15 protein-coding genes are annotated in these 21,613 nt (G+C 57.4%); 8 read left to right on the top strand and 7 right to left on the bottom strand.

Translation table 11 applies throughout. The annotated features are described in order from the left end of the window. The first annotated feature begins 12 nt into the window (after positions 1-12). The 3 genes from AC3Y64_RS14930 (at position 13) to AC3Y64_RS14940 (ending at position 4,586) form a co-directional block, all read left to right on the top strand. Positions 13-3,111 (top strand): multidrug efflux RND transporter permease subunit, encoded by a 3,099-nt coding sequence (locus AC3Y64_RS14930; RefSeq protein WP_489984262.1) that lies wholly within the window; start codon positions 13-15, stop codon positions 3,109-3,111. 140 nt (positions 3,112-3,251) lie between these two features. After that, positions 3,252-3,893, top strand: a complete 642-nt coding sequence (locus AC3Y64_RS14935) for a DUF1345 domain-containing protein (RefSeq protein ID WP_016984456.1) — start codon at positions 3,252-3,254, stop codon at positions 3,891-3,893. Positions 3,894-4,079: 186 nt separating this feature from the next. Further along, complete coding sequence (locus tag AC3Y64_RS14940; RefSeq protein ID WP_489984263.1) at positions 4,080-4,586, top strand: hypothetical protein; 507 nt, start codon at positions 4,080-4,082, stop codon at positions 4,584-4,586. 66 nt (positions 4,587-4,652) lie between these two features. Here AC3Y64_RS14940 and AC3Y64_RS14945 read toward each other — a convergent pair whose 3' ends face one another. The 3 genes from AC3Y64_RS14945 to AC3Y64_RS14955 form a co-directional block, all read right to left on the bottom strand. Beyond that, complete coding sequence (locus tag AC3Y64_RS14945) at positions 4,653-6,935, bottom strand: autotransporter outer membrane beta-barrel domain-containing protein (protein WP_489984264.1); 2,283 nt, start codon at positions 6,933-6,935, stop codon at positions 4,653-4,655. Between the two features lie 183 nt (positions 6,936-7,118). Beyond that, entirely contained in the window at positions 7,119-9,116 is a 1,998-nt protein-coding gene (locus AC3Y64_RS14950) for a hypothetical protein (protein WP_489984265.1), read from the bottom strand. Positions 9,117-9,208: 92 nt separating this feature from the next. Further along, positions 9,209-10,006, bottom strand: coding sequence for a hypothetical protein (locus tag AC3Y64_RS14955; protein ID WP_489984266.1), 798 nt, complete (start codon positions 10,004-10,006; stop codon positions 9,209-9,211). Positions 10,007-10,231: 225 nt separating this feature from the next. Here AC3Y64_RS14955 and AC3Y64_RS14960 point away from each other — a divergent pair, with 225 nt between their 5' ends. The 5 genes from AC3Y64_RS14960 (at position 10,232) to AC3Y64_RS14980 (ending at position 15,603) form a co-directional block, all read left to right on the top strand. After that, positions 10,232-11,260: a LacI family DNA-binding transcriptional regulator gene (locus tag AC3Y64_RS14960; protein ID WP_489984267.1), complete on the top strand. Its 1,029-nt coding sequence runs from the start codon at positions 10,232-10,234 to the stop codon at positions 11,258-11,260. 174 nt (positions 11,261-11,434) lie between these two features. Continuing rightward, positions 11,435-12,217, top strand: a complete 783-nt coding sequence (locus AC3Y64_RS14965) for a sugar phosphate isomerase/epimerase family protein (protein ID WP_158955032.1) — start codon at positions 11,435-11,437, stop codon at positions 12,215-12,217. Next, positions 12,210-13,253 (top strand): sugar kinase, encoded by a 1,044-nt coding sequence (locus tag AC3Y64_RS14970; RefSeq protein ID WP_489984268.1) that lies wholly within the window; start codon positions 12,210-12,212, stop codon positions 13,251-13,253. The genes AC3Y64_RS14965 and AC3Y64_RS14970 overlap by 8 nt, the downstream gene beginning before the upstream one ends. A gap of 60 nt (positions 13,254-13,313) precedes the next feature. Further along, on the top strand, positions 13,314-14,612 hold the full coding sequence (locus tag AC3Y64_RS14975) for an MFS transporter (protein WP_158955030.1): 1,299 nt from the start codon (positions 13,314-13,316) through the stop codon (positions 14,610-14,612). 13 nt (positions 14,613-14,625) lie between these two features. Next, positions 14,626-15,603 carry a 2-hydroxyacid dehydrogenase gene (locus AC3Y64_RS14980; RefSeq protein WP_489984269.1) on the top strand — a complete coding sequence of 326 codons (978 nt, stop codon included), beginning with the start codon at positions 14,626-14,628 and terminating at the stop codon, positions 15,601-15,603. Positions 15,604-16,067: 464 nt separating this feature from the next. Here AC3Y64_RS14980 and AC3Y64_RS14985 read toward each other — a convergent pair whose 3' ends face one another. The 4 genes from AC3Y64_RS14985 to AC3Y64_RS15000 form a co-directional block, all read right to left on the bottom strand. Further along, complete coding sequence (locus AC3Y64_RS14985) at positions 16,068-17,015, bottom strand: IS110 family RNA-guided transposase (RefSeq protein ID WP_489984270.1); 948 nt, start codon at positions 17,013-17,015, stop codon at positions 16,068-16,070. 250 nt (positions 17,016-17,265) lie between these two features. Beyond that, positions 17,266-18,453: a pyridoxal phosphate-dependent aminotransferase gene (locus tag AC3Y64_RS14990; protein ID WP_489984271.1), complete on the bottom strand. Its 1,188-nt coding sequence runs from the start codon at positions 18,451-18,453 to the stop codon at positions 17,266-17,268. A gap of 41 nt (positions 18,454-18,494) precedes the next feature. Further along, a complete protein-coding gene (locus AC3Y64_RS14995; RefSeq protein WP_489984272.1) occupies positions 18,495-20,120 on the bottom strand; it encodes a methyl-accepting chemotaxis protein in 1,626 nt (541 codons plus the stop codon). A gap of 287 nt (positions 20,121-20,407) precedes the next feature. Then, positions 20,408-21,547 carry a glycerate kinase gene (locus AC3Y64_RS15000; RefSeq protein ID WP_489984273.1) on the bottom strand — a complete coding sequence of 380 codons (1,140 nt, stop codon included), beginning with the start codon at positions 21,545-21,547 and terminating at the stop codon, positions 20,408-20,410. Positions 21,548-21,613 lie beyond the last annotated feature (66 nt).

Consider the following 21,613-nt stretch of genomic DNA (forward strand, 5'->3'; position numbering starts at 1 on the left):
GGACGCTTTTATATGCCGCAGTTTTTTATCGACCGTCCGGTGTTTGCCTGGGTTGTCGCCCTGTTCATCCTGTTGGCCGGTGCGCTGGCCATCCCGCAGTTACCGGTGGCGCAGTACCCCGACGTCGCGCCGCCGCAGATCGAAATCTATGCCGTGTACCCCGGCGCCTCGGCGCAGACCGTTGATGAAAGCGTGGTCAGCCTGATCGAAGAAGAACTCAACGGTGCCGATCACCTGCTCTATTTCGAATCGCAGAGCAGCCTCGGCAGCGCGACGATCAAAGCCACGTTCCAGCCGGGCACCAATCCGGAGCTGGCGCAGGTTGACGTGCAGAACCGCTTGAAAGTGGTCGAGTCGCGCCTTCCGCAAGCGGTGAACCAGCAAGGCCTGCAGGTCGAGAAGGTGTCTTCCGGTTTCCTGCTGCTGATCACCCTGACCTCCAGCGACGGCAAACTCGATGACGTGGCGCTCAGTGACTATCTGGCGCGCAACGTGATGAACGAGATCAAGCGTCTGGACGGTGTCGGCAAAGCCCAGCTGTACGGTGCCGAGCGTGCCATGCGCATCTGGATCGACCCGCAGAAATTGATCGCTTTCAACCTGACCCCGGCTGACGTCAACGAAGCTATCGTCGCGCAGAACGCCCAGGTCTCGGCGGGCAGCATCGGTGATCTGCCGTCGCCGTCGACCCAGGAAATCACCGCGACGATTCTGGTCAAGGGCCAGTTGTCGACGCCACAAGAGTTCGCCGACATCGTGCTCAAGGCTAACCGCGACGGCTCGACCGTGCGCATCGGCGATGTCGCGCGGGTGGAAATCGGCAGTCAGGAATATCAATTCGGCACGCGCCTCAACGGCAAGCCGTCCACCGCCGTTGGCGTGCAGCTGTCACCGGGCGCCAATGCGCTGAACACGGCGACGCTGGTGCGGGCGAAGATGGATGAGCTGTCGCGCTACTTCCCGGCCGGTGTGGAATACAAGATCCCGTACGACACCTCGCCGTTCGTCAAAGTCTCGATCACCAAAGTGGTTTACACCCTTGGTGAAGCGATGCTGCTGGTGTTTGCGGTGATGTTCCTGTTCCTGCAAAACGTGCGCTACACGCTGATCCCGACACTGGTAGTGCCGGTGGCATTGATGGGCACCTTCGCCACCATGCTCGCGCTGGGTTTTTCGATCAACGTGCTGACCATGTTCGGCATGGTGCTGGCCATCGGCATCCTGGTGGATGACGCGATTGTCGTCGTCGAGAACGTCGAGCGGATCATGGCCACCGAAGGTTTGTCGCCCAAGGAGGCCACGCGCAAGGCCATGAACCAGATCACCGGGGCGATCATCGGCATCACACTGGTGCTGGTCGCGGTATTTATTCCGATGGCCTTCATGCAAGGCTCGGTCGGGGTGATCTACCAACAGTTCTCGCTGTCGATGGCCACCTCGATTCTGTTCTCGGCGTTCCTCGCCCTGACCCTGACCCCGGCGTTGTGCGCGACCTTGCTCAAGCCAATCGGCAAAGGCGAGCATCACGAAAAAAGCGGCTTCTTCGGCTGGTTCAACCGCCGCTTCGAAAACCTGACGGACCGTTACGAGGGCTGGGTCGGCTATGCGCTAAAACGTACCGGACGTTATCTGCTGATTTACGTGGTACTGCTGGTCGGACTGGGCCTGTGCTTTATGCGCCTGCCCTCTTCTTTCCTGCCGGTGGAAGATCAGGGTTACACCATCACCGACATCCAGTTGCCACCCGGCGCGACCAAGAACCGCACCGTGGCCGTAGCGGAACAGCTCGAAGCGCATAATGCCGGCGAGCCGGGCATCAGCGACAGTGTGGTGATTCTCGGTTTCAGCTTCTCCGGCAGCGGGCAGAACGCCGCGCTGGCGTTCTCGACGCTGAAGGATTGGTCGCAACGCGGCAGCGATGATTCGGCCAGCTCGATTGCCGACCGTGCCAACGCGGCGCTGAGTGAAATAAAGGACGCCATGGCGTTCTCGGTGTTGCCGCCGCCCATTGATGGCCTCGGTACGTCGAGCGGTTTCGAGTTCCGCTTGCAGGATCGCGGCGGCCTCGGCCACGCGACATTGATGCAGGCGCGTAGCGAATTGCTCGCCGCCGCCGAAAAAAGTCCGGTATTGATGAACGTCCGTGAAAGTGCCTTGGCCGAAGCGCCGCAGGTGCAATTGATCGTGGATCGCAAACAGGCCAATGCCTTGGGTGTGTCGTTTGCCGACATTGGTAATGCGCTGTCCACCGCCGTCGGTTCGAGCTACATCAACGACTTCCCCAACCAGGGGCGCATGCAGCGTGTGGTGGTGCAGGCTGAAGGCGATCAACGCAGCCAGGTCGCCGATCTGCTGAAAATGCATGTGCGCAACAACGCCGGGCACATGGTGCCGTTGTCGGCATTCGTGCAAGCCAACTGGATTCAGGGGCCGGCGCAGTTGACCCGGTACAACGGTTATCCGGCAATTGCGATTTCCGGCGAACCGAAACCCGGACACAGCACCGGCGAAGCCATGGCGGAAATCGAGCGACTGGTTGCGCAAGGGCCGAAAGGTTTGGGCCAGGAATGGACGGGTCTGTCGTTGCAGGAACGCTTGTCCGGCAATCAGGCGCCGATCCTGCTCGGGTTGTCGCTGCTGGTGGTGTTCCTGTGTCTGGCGGCGCTGTACGAGAGCTGGTCGATTCCGACCTCGGTATTGCTGGTGGTGCCGCTGGGAGTACTCGGTGCGGTGCTGGCGGTGACGATGCGCGGGATGCCTAACGACGTGTTCTTCAAAGTGGGCCTGATCACCATCATTGGTCTGTCGGCGAAGAACGCGATCCTGATCATCGAGTTTGCCAAAAGCCTGTATGACGAAGGTCACGACCTGATCGACGCGACGTTGCAGGCAGCGCGCCTGCGTCTTCGGCCGATCGTGATGACGTCGCTGGCGTTCATTCTCGGCGTGGTGCCGCTCGCGATTGCCACGGGTGCCAGCTCGGCGAGTCAGCAAGCGATCGGCACCGGGGTGATCGGCGGAATGATCACTGCCACGCTGGCAGTCATCTTCGTCCCCGTGTTCTTCGTCGTCGTCATGAAGCTCGTACAACGTTTCACCAAGCCCCACTGATCCAAATGTAGGAGCTGCCGCAGGCTGCGATCTTTTGACTTTGCTCTTATAAGATCAAAAGATCGCAGCCTGCGGCAGCTCCTACTAAAGCCCGATGGCGTGCGCTATGGTGCAATGACAGTTCGCCAACGTGAGTCCCCATGCGCTTCCTCGCCCGCACCCACCCTCGCCTGTCCGCCGCCGCCCTGTTCGGCCTCGCCACCGGTCTCCTGGCTCCCGCCGATTCCATCGTCAGCAAAATCCTCATCGGCTGGAACGCCGGTGTCTGGACGTACCTGATCCTGATGTTCTGGCTGACCGTCCGCGCCAAGGCTCCAGACGTCAAACGCATCGCCGAAGTCGAGGACGAAAACGCCGGGCTGGTGCTGTTTGTGGTGTGCATCGCCGCCCTCGCCAGTCTCGCCACCATCACCTTCGAACTGGCCGGCAGCAAGGATCTGGAAACCACTCGCAAGTTGATGCACTACGGCTTCACCGCGCTGACGGTGATTGGTTCATGGCTGCTGATCGGGGTGATTTTCTGTGTGCATTACGCGCGGTTGTATTACACCTGGGATGGCAAGGAACCGGCGTTGCGTTTTGCCGAGGGGCTGACAACGCCTAACTATTGGGACTTCCTCTACTTCTCGTTCACCATCGGCGTGGCGGTGCAAACAGCGGATGTGGGCGTTGCGACGCGGGATATCCGCAAGATTGTGCTCGCGCAATCGCTGATCGGGTTTGTGTTCAATACAGCGATATTAGGGTTTTCAATCAATATAGCGGCGGGGTTGTTTGGGTAAGCCGTCACAGCTTTTGGAAACGCTCCAGAAGGGCGTATTTGCCACTAAAGCAATCACATGAAATCTGCTTTGTAAACTGTCAGGTATTACAGGTTACAAACTTGTTGACTTGGCATTAGATAAGCTGATCTCGCCAGTCTTCTCGTGAAGGCGAGATATCTCTTTTCTGACAGCGGAGTCTGAATAATGAACGCACTTGCAAAGGTCGCATCGCAATCTACGTTTCAGGGAAAATGCCAAGGTTTTGTGAACGGAACAGAAGCATTTGACGCCGGCCTGGTGGAATTGCTGGACGCCATCTATCCGCCGCCGCACGGCGAAGCGCACGTCATGCTCGCCACGCAAAGAGCACCTGCGCCTGATTACACGACCAAAGAGCTCAAAATTTCGTTTAGCAAAGACAAACCTGATGGCACTTATGGTCTCTTCGCGGAAGCTTATACAGTGCGGGTACTCTATGTCGACAATAGCTTACCGACGAAACCTGTCGTGTATACGCAGTATCAAGGTCAGGCCCGCGTAGCGTATGACACCCAAAGCCATATTTTTTCCGGGGAAATCAGCGTTACGCTTGAGAACCGGGATGAAGACACACGCAAAACTGTCGATGTGAAAGTAAAGTTTGAAGCTTATCGACACGTTACTGTTAGAAGGATTCCACGCCGGCCTACAGCGAAAGCTGCTCGCTGCTAATTTTGCCGCCAGCAGTGAATGAAAAAAAGGAAGCCGCAGCTTCCTTTTTTATTGATTGGCAAACGCTTAGAACGAGTAGCGTAGCCCGAGCGTCAGTCCGCCTGGTTGACGAAAATTTTCTCCATCACTGTATTCATAATCCGCATGCATTTGCAGCTTATCAGTCATTGAGACGGCAAGCCCCGCCCCGAGCAAGGAGCGCGCACCGGAAAGATCATTTTTGAACACATTGTTGTTGACCTGCACTTCATTGTTCTCCGCAAACTCGTACGCCCCCCCTATACGAACGTAAGGTTGCAGCTCAACGTTATTCCTCAGTGCGTAATTACGACCTGCGGTAATTCCGGCCTCCCCTAACAAGGAGCGGGCACGATCGCCTTCAGCTTGCAAATCGTTGTCGAGGGAAAAGTCCTTGCCCTGGATAACCACGGCAGACCATTTGGTGAATGGTTCAATGAAATAACCATCATGGAGTTTGATATGTCGGCCAAACTCGATCGAGCCACCTGCCCCTGTATTGTCGTAGTCACCCTTCGCTCGACCGCCGTCACTCAAACCAACTTTGGCATCATTGCGAAAGCGGTTCACTTTGACGACACCATCAAGGTAGTAACCACTCACCGCGTCTATCCAGGTGAGATAGGTACCAAGGTAATAGCTTTGGACGGTGCCTGATGTACCAGCGTCGAGATTAAGATCGGATTGACTGTGCCCACCCATGATACCGAACAGCCATTGACCATCACCGATCGGTAATTGCGTGTCTGCCCCAAGCGTGAACCCGTATTGAGTCTGCTCATAACCCACGCCGGATCCGTCGGAAATTTGAAATTTGTTGCCATAAGTACGGCCCCAGGCTCCCGCCTTCCCACCGTTGTATCGCAACTCACCCATTCGGGTACGCAGCGAGGTTAATTCTCCATACCACGCCGGTAACGGAGTATTGAACAAGGCGAGTACCGAACGAGCGCCCGGGCTGACGACCCGAGTCTCCGGATCTAGTATCCAGTCATTGCCGTTCTTGGTCAGGCCGTAAGAATAAGCCCCCTGATCCACATTGCGCGGAAGACTAAATACTGCATCGCCCCCGACAGTTTTCACCACCGTAACAGGAAGGCCCGAAGGCAGCTCGGTACCACTGCTTTCGATCAGCAGTTGATGGGAACCACTCGCCGTACCGGTGACATTCAGCAAGTCTGTACGCCCCGTCGCCAAGTCGGTGGCCATGATGAACTGGCCACTCCCCGACAGATTGGTCACATTCAGTTGATAAAACGCATTGCTGTCGCCGAACTTGACCGAGCCACCATTGAGCACCAGCTTTTCAACCTGACTGTTGTCAACCAGCACCCATTGCGAGGTGTCACTGATGGTTGCACTGGCAACATTTTCCAATCGTCCAGTCAGAGAAGAGTTGTTCTGCAAGGTCAACTCGGAATGGCTCGAGCTATCGGCAATAATATTGCCATTCAATGTGCTTGAGTTGACTGTCATCAACGCCGTCGCCCCGCCTTTTACTTCTAGCAACGTGTCGTTGCCAGAGAGCAATTGGGAGTTGTTCAACGTCAGAGTCGCGGTCTCGGCGGCCACATTATCAAAGTCGACGACGATCGCAGACCCGGTTCTGCCTTGCACCGTTGTGTTGTCCAGATTCAGCATGGCGGGCGCAATACCGGTGACATCCAGTTCGATAAAGACACCGGTCTGATTACCGATAATAGTGCTGTTCCTGGCAATCGCTTCAGCACTTTGCAACCAAAGTCCGTAGCTGGTTGCACTGCTGCCGATGAGAGACGAGTCCTCAACAGTGATCCGACTGTGTGAGGTCGCAAATGCCCCTGCGTCAACACCGATGATGTTGCTATTACCGGTAACGTTCAGCACCGAGCCGGACTGTGTAGTGGAAAAACGCACCGCGGAGGCACCGTATTGTTCACCGTTAACATTGCTGTTGTTGACAGTGGCTTGGCTTGAAATCAGTAGAAGCCCAGATTGACCGTTGGTCCCGGTGACAGTTGCACCGTCGATACTGATTGCGGAGTTGTCACTGACGCTGATTTCCTGAGTGATGCTGCCCGCATTGATATTGACTCTAGAGCTATCGGCAGTAATGCCCAACGTCTCTGCGTTGTTGATGGTCAACGTTGCGTTTTGCGTCAGGAACCAGTTTTCGATGGTGTCGCCATTGTTGACTGTGGCAGTTCCGCCGACGAGGGAGCCTGCCGTGACTAGCGTGGAAGACATCAAAAGCGGCAAAAAAAGTGCGATTCTCTTGAAGGGGGGTGTAGTCCGTTGCTGGAAGGGTATCTGCATATTGAAGACCTGCCTCAAAAAAGGATCGACTGCCATGGCGGGTTTATGATGCTGACCGCGCCTATCTGAAAGGTCCGCTAGGCTAACGAGTAATCACGTATTCTTATGTAGGACTTGTCCTATAAACAGGGTGGATTTTTCTTCGGAAATGCTTTCATTCTGATGGTGGACAAAGGGATACGGCGGACACAAAAAACTGTGTCCGCTGTATCATTTTCGTCAAGGAATCGGGTTCGCTACCTCACAGTAATCCCCGTCGTTATCCAGCAGGAACACATAATGAGTAGCCGGATCGGATTCCGGCACAACACTGGAAATGGTGTAGGTTAATTTGCCGTACCCATCGGATACAGGTTTGAAATGTGTCATGTAAGCGCCAATGTCAGTCTCAATGCCCTCAGGGGGGACTGTGCCGACAATAGGTATGTCCTTCGTTACCGATGTGCCGGAAATAGGCAGTGTTGCGCCTTCATCTTCATAGCCTTCCCACTTCAGCGTCACAGTTCGACCGTCGAGCAGAGAAGAACTGAAAGGAATGATTACTTTTAGATTTCGGCGATTGGTGCCGTCTCCCGGATAACTTGGGTCATCCGCTGGCAAAAAATTCAATGTCGGGCAAGAAATCTCATCAAAAATCAATCCTTGCACCTGAACTTTCGGCAGATCGACTTTTGTAATATCAACAACTACCGTTTCCTCTCTTGAGAATACGGGATTGGCACCTCCGACAGCCGTAAGTTGCCATTTAATCTTCACATCGGCGTTCTGTTTTTTCTCGATTATCGACCAAGGTACAATAATCGGTCCGATCTCAGTGCCTTGTTCACCTGGTCGCAGCAAGTAGGGTGGAGACAATGCCTGATCATCGTAAAAGGCGGTAATGCTTTGTGCAGCTTCAGTAGGAGGCGCTGCGTACAATTGGATGAATATCTCGGCATCTTTACCGTGGTCATTATCGTCAAGTTTATTATCTACACCTTGTGAAGACACGAGCCGAGGCAATTCAAGATTAGGGTTTATGTCACTGGGCTCATCCGGATTGACTGGGCCGGGATAGGAAATATCCACCTCGATCGCTACCTGTTGAGTGGCAATTGGAGTTCCTGAACCGCGAAACATTTGATAACGGATTGTCGTTGGCACAGGCCCATCGGTTGCACCGTAGGCGGCCTTGATTACATTGAGGTAGTCCACGTTAAAAACCAGTGTGGTATCAGTGCCTACCCGTTGTTCTGGTAGATCAATCCCCTGCCAAGTCGCGCTGATGGTGTCGGCAGGCGTACTCGGTTGGGGTACCGTTACCTCAATAGTGACCCCCAATTTGCAGTCGGCCAAATCAATCAACGTGTCGCCATCAGTGCCATCCGCCAACGGTACGACAGGTGGTAACGGTACCGGCGGTGCCAGACGCCTGATATTGCGTTGATCAGGTCTGGATCGGCGACTGATGTTGCCTGCAAGATCCTTGACGATGAACGTCAATGTATTAAAACCTTCCGTTGAGTTCTGAAAGATGGTGGTGGGCATTAAAATTTTGCCGTCTGCCGGAAGCGTAATGTCAGCCATGACGGGAGTTGCGTATGCCGGATCCGAGGGTATTCCCCAATACACATCGCAAACATCTGTCGGATCGGCGTTGCCTGCCAGCGTCACGGTAATCTCGATACCGGTAGGGTTCGCGCCCAGATAAGCATCATCAATGTCTTTGGTCGGAGGTAGATCGACTGGAAATGCTGCGGCCGGAGGTGAAAAATCCGATGCAGGCGTTTTGGTTTGATAAGGTTTGGTTTTGTCGATTTTATACTCAGTCGTAACCGCGGGAGTCGGGTTATTACCGTTGGCAAATAATTGATAAATCAATTCGTATTCGGTAGGTGTTTCCGGCGTTGCCAACTCCCTCAATTCCGCAAGAGGGATTGTCAACGGTAGTGGCCATACCCGGCCGGCGACGGGGCCCAAACTAAGTCCGGGAACGAGAGGAATCAAGGTAGCTGTGCCCTTTACGCGCAAATTGACCGTCAATCGATCACGCTCATATTGATCGGGAGGTCGAGGAATATGGTAGTCGAGCGGGGCGTTCAGCTTATCAATCGGGATCCGCAAATCCCCCCCTGGCAGCGTTTGCGCAGGAATGGTCGCGGGATCGACCAAAACTGAACCGCCGCCTTGCAATGATACTTGCTTGGCAAGCTTTTCATTTTCTACTTTAGCATTCATGTAATTGCTCCTTTTAAATACACGATTGCACCTCCGCCGAAACTCCAGCGTACTGCGGCGCACACTTTACCGCGTGTTATGCATCACTTACTTTACGGACCACAAGGCAGATCCTCTCCTGAAACTGTTCGGTCGATTTTCACTAAGCCATCCTTTGATTTACCTATCAACTTGGTGCCGCGATAGATGGAGTAAGTTGCAATCGCAGACGCTTTGTTAATCATCGGCTGAACATGGGGAACAAACGGTGCCACCATTTCGGAATAGCCATTGCTGATGTCGGTGTTGGTGAGCGGCTTTTTAGTAATTTCCTTATAAGTACTCTGTATCGGACTACCACTTCCATTTAAGGAAAGATATCCGACCCATTCCACCGTGCAGGTATCGCCGCTCCGAACAAACGTTGGAAGAGGCGGCACCTTCAGTTCTATACCTGTCCAGATTGGCGGCTGTGTCGCGCAGTTCAAATATCCCCAGATTGACGCTGCCGGAAACTTTATTTCTGGCAAATCGCGCACCACTGGCATGTGGTCAATCGTTAATTTACGTGGAATCGAATTTGCCGGGTTGGAGAGGTAATTTCGAGTTTGATAACCCAACTCGATAACACCATCAACCGCTAAATATTCCGGACCAATCCGAACGATGAATTCCAAATCAGAGATTGGCGTGGGATAGACTTGGCTCCAATTGAACTCAACAGCTATGCCCCGTCTCGTTTGCACGATAAGCGTGTCTTCTCTTCCGGGTGGCGATTGCAAAGGCCAGATTGGAATAACCACATCTATTCCTGTGAGCAATAACGACGGAGGTATAACGCCATCGGGATCATCATCCGCAACCCCTATTACTTTGGGTGGATCGTATGTCATTACTTCGCTGGGTGGCATGGCCATCTCCACTGGAAAATTCGACTCTCTCTGCAACAAATTAGGCGCCTGTTTTGCGTTTTGGACTACTGTCAGATCTGACAGGTCAAACAGCCGCTCGTCGGATTTTTCCTACACTAGGCGATCTGTCCTACTTGACGGTTCGGTGCGAATGCTGTTCCCTGAAACCGGTTTCATGAGTGCCGCTAAGGGACTGGTTTATAAATTCAATAACAAGGTCCACCCATGAACGACTTCTCCACCGCCCAGCGCAGCCGCGTGACCATGCTCGACGTCGCCGAACGCGCCGGCGTATCCAAGGCTAGCGTTTCGCGCTTCATCGGTGATGACCGCGCCCTTCTATCCGATGCCATTGCCTTACGCATCGAGCAGGCGATTGATGACCTCGGCTACCGCCCTAACCAAATGGCTCGTGGCCTGAAACGCGGTCGCACGCGCCTGATCGGCATGCTCGTCGCCGATATCCGTAACCCTTATTCAATTGCCGTGATGCATGGGGTGGAAACCGCCTGCCGTGCGCACGGTTACAGTCTGGTGGTGTGCAACACCGACCGCGATGACGAGCAGGAACGCCAGCATCTGGCGCTGTTGCGCTCCTACAACATCGAAGGGCTGATCGTGAACACACTTGGCCATCACCGTGACGAGCTGCATGAACTTCATCGCGAGATGCCGTTGGTGCTGGTGGACCGCAAGGTTGATGGACTCGATAGCGACATGGTTGGCCTGAACAACCCGCAAGCCGTGGAGATGGCGCTGGCGCATCTTGAGCAGCGTGGCTATCGCGATGTGCTGCTGGTGACTGAGCCGTATGACGGGACCAGTTCGCGGATCGAGCGGGTCAGCAGTTTCCAGGCGCAGCTAGCGCAGCGTTCAGAGTTGGCCGGTGCTGTCGTCGAAACAGGCGTGGAACTGGCTACCCATCTTCAAACCTTTCTAAACAACTCTACGAATGGCCCGAAAGCCCTGTTTTGCGCCAACGGTGTGGCGGCGTTGGCCGCGACCACTGCGCTGCGCGAGATCGGCTGGCAATTGTTTGAGGGGCTGGGTTTTATCGCTCTGGATGATCTGGATTGGTACCCGTTGGTGGGCAGCGGGATTACCGCGCTGGCGCAACCGACGCAGGAGATTGGCGCTCGGGCGTTTGAGTGTTTGCTCAAGCGTTTGCGTGGGGATGATGACGCGGCGCGCAGGATTGATTTTGCGCCGGTGTTGGTTGAGCGGGGGTCGACCCATGGGATTCGTGGTGTTTGAGCTGACGCTATCGCTGGCAAGCCAGCTCCCACAGGATCCGGGGTCGTATACAAGATTGTTGTATACCCCCAATGACTGTGGGAACTGGTTTGCCAGCGATGAGGCCCGATAGAACAGCAGAACCCCGAATATTTTTTTGAACAAAAATGAAACCGGTTTCAGAGGTCAATAACAATGAATAAACCCGACGTTTCCATCAGCCTGTCCAGCTATGGCGCCGAGCTTGTCCGCCAACGCGGCCAAGGATCGTTCATCGAGGTGCTGGCAACCGCTGGCGCCAACCGCATCGAATGGCGCGAAGAGCTGCTGACTCGCGAAGACCCGACACAACTGGCGCAAGCCACCCAGGCCCAGGGCCTGCAGAGCATCTATTCCTCACCGACAGAACTGTGGCTCGCCGGTCAGGCGCAACCCAATCCAGAATTGATCACCGCCCTGCAACAGGCCGAAGCCTTCGGTTCGAAATGGCTGAAAGTCTCCCTCGGCTACTTCACCGACACCAACGATCTGCAAGCTCTGGCCGAACGCTTGAAACACAGCCCGGTGCAGTTGCTGGTGGAAAACGACCAGACCTTGCACGGCGGACGCATCGAACCCTTCCAGCGCTTCTTTGCCGCCGTCGAACAGCACAATCTGCCGATCAAAATGACCTTCGACATCGGCAACTGGCAGTGGCAGGACCAGTCCGCCGCCAGCGCCGCGCGCCTGCTCGGCCGGCACGTCGGCTATGTGCATTGCAAAGCTGTGGCCCGGCGCGCCGACGGCAAATTGGTCGCGGTGCCGCCGGCCGTTAGCGACCTGCACCTGTGGGAACAACTCCTGCGGCACATGGCCCAAGGCGTTATGCGCGCCGCTGAATACCCGTTGCAGGGCGATGATCTGGTGCAGTTGACCACCGAGCATGTCGCCGCCCTCGCCCGCCTCGGCCAATCCCGTCTGGAGCCTGCCCATGTCTGAGATCGATATTCTTTCGTTCGGCGAAACCATGGCGATGCTGGTCGCGGAGCAGACCGGTGATCTGGCCGCCGTAGAGCAGTTTCACAAACGTATCGCCGGCGCCGACAGCAACGTCGCAATCGGGCTGTCGCGGTTGGGTTTCAACGTCGCGTGGCTGAGCCGCGTTGGCGATGATTCGCTCGGGCGCTTCGTGGTGCAGACACTGGCCAAGGAAGGGCTGGATTGCCGCCATGTCGCCGTCGATAAAGATCATCCGACCGGGTTCCAGTTCAAGTCGCGCAGCGACGATGGCAGCGATCCGCAAGTCGAGTATTTCCGGCGCGGCTCGGCGGCCAGTCATCTGTCTGCGCAGTCGATCAACGCCAACCTGCTGAGCGCGCGACACTTACACGCCACCGGTATTCCGCCCGCGTTGTCGGCCTCAGCACGGGAGATGTCTTTCGAACTGATGACGCGCATGCGGGACGCCGGTCGCAGCGTCTCGTTCGACCCTAACCTGCGCCCGAGCCTATGGGCCAGTGAGCGCGAGATGATCCGCGAGATCAATCGCCTCGCCGCCCTCGCCCACTGGGTTTTGCCGGGATTAAGCGAAGGCCGCTTGCTCACCGGGTTTGAAGACCCGGCGGACATTGCAGCGTTTTATCTCGATCAAGGCGCTGAGGCGGTGGCGATCAAACTCGGGCCGGAGGGCGCCTACTACCGGACTCATCAGGCTCAGGGTTTCGTCGCCGGGGTGCCGGTGGCCAAAGTGGTCGACACGGTCGGTGCCGGCGATGGCTTCGCCGTCGGGATGATCAGCGCGTTGCTCGAACACCAGAGTTTTGCCGAGGCGGTGCAGCGGGCGAACTGGATTGGCAGTCGTGCGGTGCAGAGTCGCGGGGATATGGAAGGCCTACCCACCCGCCTGAAATTATCGGTTGAATTTGAAACCGCCTTCGCTGGCAAGCCAGCTCCCACAGGGTTTGGTGGTGCGCACACAACCTTTGACACACCCACGACACCTGTGGGAGCGGGCTTGCCAGCGATGAGGCCCTGACAAGCGCTAGAAAAATTTGAACCTGCTGCGACAAAAACAACAAGCTCAGGAGCAACACCCATGAAAACCGCAACCCTCGCCACCCGCCGCTGGTGGTACATCATGCCGATTGTGTTCATCACTTACAGCCTGGCGTATCTCGATCGTGCCAACTACGGCTTCGCCGCCGCCTCGGGCATGGCCGCCGACCTGATGATCACCCCGGGCCTGTCTTCGCTGCTCGGCGCATTGTTCTTTCTCGGTTACTTTTTCTTCCAGGTGCCGGGGGCGATTTACGCGCAAAAACACAGCGTGAAAAAACTGATTTTCGTCAGCCTGATTCTCTGGGGCGGGCTCGCCACGTTGACCGGTGTGGTCTCCAACGCTTACTGGCTGATCGTCATTCGCTTCATGCTCGGCGTCGTCGAAGCGGCGGTCATGCCGGCAATGCTGGTCTATCTCTGCCATTGGTTCACCCGTGCCGAACGCTCGCGCGCCAACACCTTTCTGATCCTCGGCAACCCGGTGACCATGCTGTGGATGTCGGTGGTCTCGGGGTATCTGGTGCAGCATTTCAGCTGGCGCTGGATGTTCATCATCGAAGGCCTGCCGGCGGTGCTGTGGGCGTTTATCTGGTGGCGTCTGGCCGATGACCGTCCGGCTCAGGCCAAGTGGCTCAATGAGCAGGAAAAGCAGGATCTGGAAAGCGCCCTCGCCGCCGAACAGGTCGGCATCAAAGCGGTGAAGAACTACGCCGAAGCGTTCCGGTCACCGAAGGTGATCATTCTCGCACTGCAGTTTTTCTGCTGGAGCATTGGTGTTTACGGCTTCGTGCTGTGGCTGCCGTCGATCCTCAAGGCCGGCGCACAAATGGACATGATCGAGGCTGGTTGGCTGTCGGCGCTGCCGTATCTGGCGGCGGTGATCGGCATGCTCGCAGTGTCGTGGGGCTCGGACAAGCTGCAGAAGCGCAAACGCTTTGTCTGGCCGCCGCTGCTGATCGCCTCGATTGCCTTCTATGGTTCGTACGCGCTGGGCGCTGAACATTTCTGGTGGTCGTACACGCTGTTGGTGATTGCCGGCGCCTGCATGTACGCACCTTACGGGCCGTTTTTCGCGATTGTTCCGGAGATTCTGCCGGCCAACGTGGCCGGCGGCGCGATGGCGCTGATCAACAGCATGGGCGCGCTCGGTTCGTTTGGCGGCTCGTATCTGGTCGGCTACCTGAACAGTTCCACCGGTTCGCCTGGTGCTTCGTACCTGTTGATGAGCGGCGCGTTGCTGCTGTCGGTGGTGCTTACCATTTTCCTCAAGCCCGGCGCCAGTGATCGCGTCGTCGCCAAAGCCGTCGCTACGCGTGCCGTGCCGGCGCATTCCTGAAGAGACTTTTGCCATGAAAAAACACGTCGTGTTGTACAAGAAACTGTCGCCAGCGCTGATGGCGCGCCTACAGGAACAGTATGAGGTCACGCTGATCGAAAGCCTCGACGCCGACGGCCTGATGCAACTGCGTGATGCCCTGCCCCGCGCCCACGGGTTGCTCGGTGCCAGCCTGAAACTGGATGCCGCGCTGCTCGATCTGGCGCCGCAGCTTGAAGCCATTGCCAGCGTCTCGGTCGGCGTCGACAACTACGACATCGATTACGTGACCCGGCGCAATATACTCCTGACCAACACGCCGGATGTGCTCACCGAAACCACCGCTGACACCGGTTTCGCCCTGATCCTCGCCGCCGCCCGGCGTGTGGTCGAATTGGCGAACATGGTGCGTAGCGGTCAATGGAGCCGCAACATCGGCCCGGCGCATTTCGGCACCGATGTGCATGGCAAGACGCTGGGGATCATCGGCATGGGGCGCATCGGCGAGGCGTTGGCGCAGCGTGGCCATTTCGGTTTTGGCATGCCGGTGCTCTATCACAGTCAGTCGCGCAAACCGGCGGTCGAGGCGCGGTTCGATGCGCAATATCGCAGCCTTGAGGATCTGCTTCAGCAGGCCGATTTCATTTGCCTGACCTTGCCGCTGACCGCGCAGACTGAAAGTTTGATTGGCGCTGAGCAATTTGCGCTGATGCGGGCGGAGAGCATCTTTATCAATATCTCGCGAGGCAAGGTTGTCGATGAGGCGGCGATGATTGATGCGCTGCGTCATCAACGGATTCGTGCGGCCGGGCTGGATGTGTTTGAGCGTGAGCCGTTGAGTCATGATTCGCCGTTGTTGCAGTTGAACAACGTCGTGGCGACGCCGCACATGGGCTCCGCGACGCATGAGACGCGCGAAGCAATGGCGCGCTGTGCGGTGGAAAACTTGTTGGCTGCGTTAAAGGGAGAGAAGCCGGCGAATGTGGTGAATCCATCGGCTTGGCAGGGCTGAGATCTTCAGTGCCTGTTCTGGCCCAATCGCTAGCAGGGCTAGCTCCCACAGTGGTTTGCGGGTGGACACAAATCTTATGCCCACCTCAAATCGCTGTTGGCTAGCAAGGCTGAGATCTTCAGCGCCTGTTCTGGCCCCATCGCTAGCAGGGCTAGCTCCCACAGTGGTTTGCGGGTGGACACAAATCTTATGCCCACCTCAAATCACTGTTGACTAGCAGGACTGAGATCTTCAGTGCCTGTTCTGGCCCCATCGCTAGCAGGGCTAGCTCCCACAGTTTTTTTGGGGTGGACACCTATCTGAAGTCCGCCTCAAATTACTGTTGGATAGCAGGGCTGAGATCTTCAGCGCCTGTTCTGGCCCCATCGCTAGCAGGGCTAGCTCCCACATTGATTTGAGGTGAACATAAGATTTGTGTCCACCCGGAAACCCCTGTGGGAGATTCTATGGTTGAGGGGAAGCCCTCAACCGGCCTTCGGTTGATATTCGCTTTGCGCCTTCAGCAGCGCGAAGACCACCCGAGCAAGCTTTCGAGCCAGTATCACCAAAGCCTGCGTCGTACTGAATCCACGGGCTCTCTGCTCTTCGTAGAAGCCTTTCCAAGCTGACGTACGACAGGCCGACATTGCTGCGTTATGCAGCAGTCGCCGAGCTTCCGGATCTCCGCGTTTGGTCAGGCTTCGGCGACCATCCTTTTGCCCAGACTGCGATACCCGCAAATCCATCCCCAGAAAGGCGATGAACGCATCTGCGTTTCTGAAGTCACCCCGCTGAAACGCCGCGATTAAGCGGGCTCCCGTCAAGAAACCGATACCTTCAACTTTTGTGCAACGCTTCAGTTGGGTGAGCAAACCGGCCTCTTCCAACTGGTCTTTGATCATCTTTTCCACCAGCGTTTCAAGCCTCTGCATTGAGGCTACTTGCTTAGCAAAAGCGCTTTTGAGCAACGGTTCATTCGCCCAGCTTTGCACCAGACCAACTCGAGCCTGGACCAACGCCGCACGGCGGCGGAACAAGCTCAAGAGGCGACGGTATAACGGCGATGGCGGAATCCATGGCTGAAGTTCTTCGTACTCATTTTTTAGATAACGAGCGAGCAGTTTGGCGTCCAACGCATCGGTTTTGGCCCGGACGTTCGCCCCTTTGCGGTAATGACTTAGCTCGAAGCCACCGACCATGTAAATCGTGCACCCGGCTTCATGGGCCAGATCGGCGAACGCCAAGTGATAGATATTGGTTGACTCAATGGCGAGATCAACCGGTGCAGGCAGGGCTTTGAGCCACTTCTTGATGGCTGCTTTGTCATTGGAAATAGTCTCGAGCAGATCCAGTTCGGCCTGATAGATGACCAACTCTTTCTTGGCGACATCCACGCCCACGATTGGCTTGGAAACAGAAACCGACATTGCCATTGAACACCCCCCCGAGATATGGTTTTGAGTACTTGAAGGGATCACCCAGGGGCGCAGGCTTGTTCCTATCGTCGGTCGGGCCAGATGCATTCTTTATCGGCGCTTGGGTGAAAGGAGGAGGGGCGAAATCTCCCACGGTTCTGTACTGGGTCAACAGTCAGAAGCTAGCCTTGTCCCTTCTCCTCCCTTCAAGTACCAGCATACAAGCTAGCCCTGCTAGCGATGAGGCCGGTACAGGCAACGCCAAACATCAGGCACTGCGCGCCTGTAAAAGCTGCGCCGCACAGAGAGCAATCCGCGAACAGGCATCCGCCAGTTTCACCCGATCCACCACCAGACCTATACGAATGTGCCCCGCCGCACTCGGCCCGAACGCCTCTCCCGCCAACACTGAAACCCCATATCCCTCCAGCAGCCGCTCGGCAAATGCCTGGGCGCCGAGCCCGGTCTGGCGCACATCGACCATCACGAACATGCCACCATCGGGACGGATCGGGTAGAGCCCCGGACACCCTTGCAAACGCTCGCACACCAGATCCCGACGCAGGCGATATTCCTCGCGCATCTGCGTCACTTCTGGCAGGTCCGACTTCAGCGCAACCTCCGCCGCTTTCTGCACAAAGTCCGGCAAACCAAAGAGCATGCTCAAGGACAGATTGACCAAATGCTCGGCCAAGGATTTCGGCCCGATCATCCAGCCGATGCGCCATCCGGTCATGGCGTGGGATTTCGACAGGCTGTTGATCGTCGCCGTGCGTTCAGCCATGCCCGGCAAACTCGCCGGGCTGACGTGTTGACCTTCATACAGCAGTTCGCTGTAGACCTCGTCGCTGATCAGCCACAAATCATGCCGCACGCACAGCGCCGCCAGTTCCTGCCAGATCAACAGCGACAGGCTGGCGCCAGAAGGGTTGTTCGGACTGTTGAGCAACAGGGCGCGGGTCTTCGGCGTGATGCGCGCCGCGACGTCCGCCGGGTCGACGCGAAAACCGTTCTCCGGCCGCACCGGCACCGGCACCACCGTCGCGCCGCAGGCACCGAACACGCCTTCATAGGTGACGTACATCGGCTCGGCGACGATCACCTCATCGCCCGGATCGAGCAGGCACTGCGCGACCGAATATACGGCGCATTGCGCGCCGGGCATGACGATCACATGGTCGGCATCGACCACCTGACCGCTGTGGCGCCGATGGCGCTCGGCAATCAATTTGCGCAGCGCCACGCGACCACGGACTTCGGAGTAATGCGTGTCGCCCGCCAACAGACTGTCGATGGCACCGTGAATGATCGGCAGCGGCGTATCGAAATCCGGATCGCCCACACTCAACAACAGAACATCAACCCCCTCGGCGCGCAGCTCCAGCGCTCGATCGTGAATCTGCCAGGCAGCGGCTCCTTCCCCGGCGATTCGTTGGGTCAAGGCTGAATAGCGCATGTACGTCTCCTGATGGCGCGGTCTCCAGCCTTCACCCTATCTCAAATCACAAAACGCGCCACCATCGCATTCAAATCTACTGCCAGTCGTGACAGTTCGTGGGTCGCGGCGCTGGTCTGGTTGGCCCCGGCGGCCGATTGCGTGGCCAGATCGCGGATGTTGACCAGGTTGCGGTCGACTTCCCGCGAGACTTGCGCCTGCTCTTCCGAAGCACTGGCGATGACCAGGTTGCGCTCGTTGATCTGGTGGATCGACTGGGTGATTTGCTCCAGCGCAACGCCAGCCGCACGGGCCATTTCCAGGGTGGACTGGGTGCGCTGGTTGCTCTGCTGCATCGACGAAACCGCTTCGCCGGTGCCGTTCTGAATGCCGGCGACCATTTTTTCGATTTCCTGGGTCGATTGCGCGGTGCGATGGGCCAAGGCACGCACCTCGTCTGCCACCACGGCGAAACCACGACCGGCTTCACCGGCGCGCGCGGCTTCAATCGCGGCGTTGAGTGCGAGCAGATTGGTTTGCTCGGCGATGGCGCGGATCACGTCGAGAACCTTGCCGATGTCGCGTCCCTGTGTAGCCAGGCCTTCGATCATTTGCGCGGTGTTCTGCACGTCATGGGTCATGGTCTGGATCGCGTCGACGGTTTTCACCACTTGATCGCGACCTTCGCGCGCGGCGTGGGTCGATTGGTTCGACGCTTCGGAGGTCGACACCGCATTGCGGGCGACTTCTTCGACGGCAGCGGTCATCTCGTTGACGGCGGTGGCGGCTTGCTCGATCTCGTTGTTCTGCTGCTGCAAGCCACGGGACGCTTCTTCGGTCACGGCGCTGAGTTCTTCGGCAGCCGCGCCCAGTTGCGTGGCGGACCCGGCGATCTGCTCGATGGTTTTGCGCAGGTTGGTCTGCATCGCGGCCAAGGCTTCCAGCAGGCGCGCCGGCTCGTCGTTACCATCGATTTCGATGACCTTGGTCAGGTTGCCCTCGGCAATGGTGCGCGCAGCGGCGACTGCGCGGTTCAATGGCGTGACGATGCTGCGGGTCAACAACCAGGCCAGCAGCACGGTGGCCAGCGCGGCAATAATGGCGACGAGGACGATGCCGAAGATCGCACTGTCGTACTTTTCACCGGCCTGCATCGAGGCGGCTTTTGCCCCGGCGGCGTTGATCGCAATCAGCTTGTTGAGCTGCTCGCCCATTTGGTCGGTGCCATCCTTGATCCGCGTGTTGATCAGGCTGCGCAGCTCATCGATTTTGTCCTGACGTGACAGCTCCATCATCTGGTTCTGTGCTTGCAGGTAGTTGTCCAGCGTGCTGGCGAACGTCTGATACAACGCACGTTCTTCCGCGCCCGCCGGCAGTGCGGCGTAACTGGCCTGGGCACTGCGAACCTTGTCGACCAGCGCGGCAATGCGGGTCTGGGCTTCCTGCAAACCTGAAGGTTCACGGTTGACCAACACGCGGAACGACAGGATGCGCAGACGCAGGACGTTTTCCGTCACCACAGCGAGATGTGTGACGCTGGGCAGTTGCGTCGACTCCATGTCGATCGAAGCCTGGCGGATGATCGACATGCGGTTGACGGCGAATACGCCGAGGACGACTACCAGCAAGGCGATGAAGGCAAAACCGAGGAAAGCACGGGGCGCGATATTCAGGTTACGCAAGGACATAGTTGGACTCTCGGAAGATAAAAACTACGAGCGTCCATGCCGTTATCACTGGCCCGCTAAGGGCTTCGGTCCGGCGTCACTGTTTTGGGGGTGTGGTGTGCGCGCCTGTTAGCTGTATCGGCCAGGCTTTAGGAAGATTGCGGGTCAAGCGCAACTATTTTTCAGGGTGTTACAAGGATGAAACACTATGATTCCAATCTTCATGTAGGAGCCCGAAGGCTGCGATCTTTGGATCTTGCTATAAAAAACAAAAGATCGCAGCCTTCGGCAATTCCTACAGAGGCGGGTCAGTTTTTGCTGGCGAGTTGCCAAACCCGGGCGATGTCCGTGGCGCGTTCACGCAGCAAGCGCGGTGCTTCGGCGCAGGCTTGCTCCAGGGTCATCGGGCCGCTGGTCACCGCGAAAGCCGCGTCGATGCCGTGGTTGTAGAGTTCCTGATAACCCTCGCCCAAGGTGCCCGCTATCACGATCACTGGCACGTTGTGCTGCTTGGCGATGCGCGCCACACCGAACGGGGTTTTGCCGCGCAAGGTCTGGGCATCGAAGCGGCCCTCGCCGGTGATCACCAGATCCGCGCCTTTAACGGCTTCAGCAAGGCCGACCAGTTCGGCGACCACTTCTACCCCAGCCTTGAATTGCGCGCCGAGAAATGCCTTGGCGGCAAACCCCAAACCACCCGCTGCACCGCAGCCCGGCTCATCGCGCACATCTTTGTCCAGCGCCTCGGCGCACAGGTCGGCAAAGTGCCCCAGCGCCTGATCGAGTTGCTGCACCTGCGCCGGCGAGGCGCCTTTTTGCGGGCCGAAAATTGCTGAGGCGCCGTGGGGGCCGCACAACGGATTGTTCACATCGGCGGCGATATCGAAACGCACCTGCGCCAGACGCGGATCCAGTTCGCTGACATCCAGCCGCGCCAGTTGCGCCAACGCCAAACCGCCCGGTACCAGCGTCTGATTTTGCGCATCGAGCAATTTCACACCAAGGGCCTGCATCGCGCCGGCGCCGCCATCGTTGGTCGCACTGCCGCCAATCGCCAGAATCACCCGTTGCGCGCCGGCATCCAGCGCCGCACGAATCAGTTCGCCGGTGCCAAACGTGCTGGTGATACAGGCATCGCGCTGCCCCGTTGGCACCAATTGCAAGCCGCTGGCTTCAGCCATTTCGATGATCGCAGTGTGGTTGTGCGGCAACCAGCCCCACGCGGCGTCTACCGGCGCGCCAAGCGGGCCGCGCACGCGGGTGCGGCGCAGTTCACCTTCGCAGGCGGCGAGAATCGACTCGACCGTGCCTTCACCGCCGTCAGCCATTGGGCATTTGACCAGCGTGGCTTGCGGCCAGACTTGCGCCAGACCCAAAGCAATGGCCTCGGCAACGCCTTGGGCACTCAGGCTGTCCTTGAACGAATCGGGGGCGATGACGATCTTCATGCGAGTTCTCCAGTTCCAATGCTCCTCATGCTGCCAGTCGGCTTGCGCATTGACGCCGGTCCGCTG

Source organism: Pseudomonas sp. 4CAES_32.4 (assembly GCF_058136335.1).

Bases quoted from the DNA above. Each gene is read 5' to 3' on its own strand.
- AC3Y64_RS14980 (WP_489984269.1), top strand. From the start codon at position 14,626: ATGAAAAAACACGTCGTGTTGTACAAGAAACTGTCGCCAGCGCTGATG.
- AC3Y64_RS14945 (WP_489984264.1), bottom strand. From the start codon at position 6,935: ATGGCAGTCGATCCTTTTTTGAGGCAGGTCTTCAATATGCAGATACCC.
- AC3Y64_RS14990 (WP_489984271.1), bottom strand. From the start codon at position 18,453: ATGCGCTATTCAGCCTTGACCCAACGAATCGCCGGGGAAGGAGCCGCT.
- AC3Y64_RS14985 (WP_489984270.1), bottom strand. From the start codon at position 17,015: ATGGCAATGTCGGTTTCTGTTTCCAAGCCAATCGTGGGCGTGGATGTC.
- AC3Y64_RS14940 (WP_489984263.1), top strand. From the start codon at position 4,080: ATGAACGCACTTGCAAAGGTCGCATCGCAATCTACGTTTCAGGGAAAA.
- AC3Y64_RS14930 (WP_489984262.1), top strand. From the start codon at position 13: ATGCCGCAGTTTTTTATCGACCGTCCGGTGTTTGCCTGGGTTGTCGCC.
- AC3Y64_RS14970 (WP_489984268.1), top strand. From the start codon at position 12,210: ATGTCTGAGATCGATATTCTTTCGTTCGGCGAAACCATGGCGATGCTG.
- AC3Y64_RS14995 (WP_489984272.1), bottom strand. From the start codon at position 20,120: ATGTCCTTGCGTAACCTGAATATCGCGCCCCGTGCTTTCCTCGGTTTT.
- AC3Y64_RS15000 (WP_489984273.1), bottom strand. From the start codon at position 21,547: ATGAAGATCGTCATCGCCCCCGATTCGTTCAAGGACAGCCTGAGTGCC.
- AC3Y64_RS14975 (WP_158955030.1), top strand. From the start codon at position 13,314: ATGAAAACCGCAACCCTCGCCACCCGCCGCTGGTGGTACATCATGCCG.
- AC3Y64_RS14960 (WP_489984267.1), top strand. From the start codon at position 10,232: ATGAACGACTTCTCCACCGCCCAGCGCAGCCGCGTGACCATGCTCGAC.
- AC3Y64_RS14955 (WP_489984266.1), bottom strand. From the start codon at position 10,006: ATGCCACCCAGCGAAGTAATGACATACGATCCACCCAAAGTAATAGGG.
- AC3Y64_RS14965 (WP_158955032.1), top strand. From the start codon at position 11,435: ATGAATAAACCCGACGTTTCCATCAGCCTGTCCAGCTATGGCGCCGAG.
- AC3Y64_RS14935 (WP_016984456.1), top strand. From the start codon at position 3,252: ATGCGCTTCCTCGCCCGCACCCACCCTCGCCTGTCCGCCGCCGCCCTG.
- AC3Y64_RS14950 (WP_489984265.1), bottom strand. From the start codon at position 9,116: ATGAATGCTAAAGTAGAAAATGAAAAGCTTGCCAAGCAAGTATCATTG.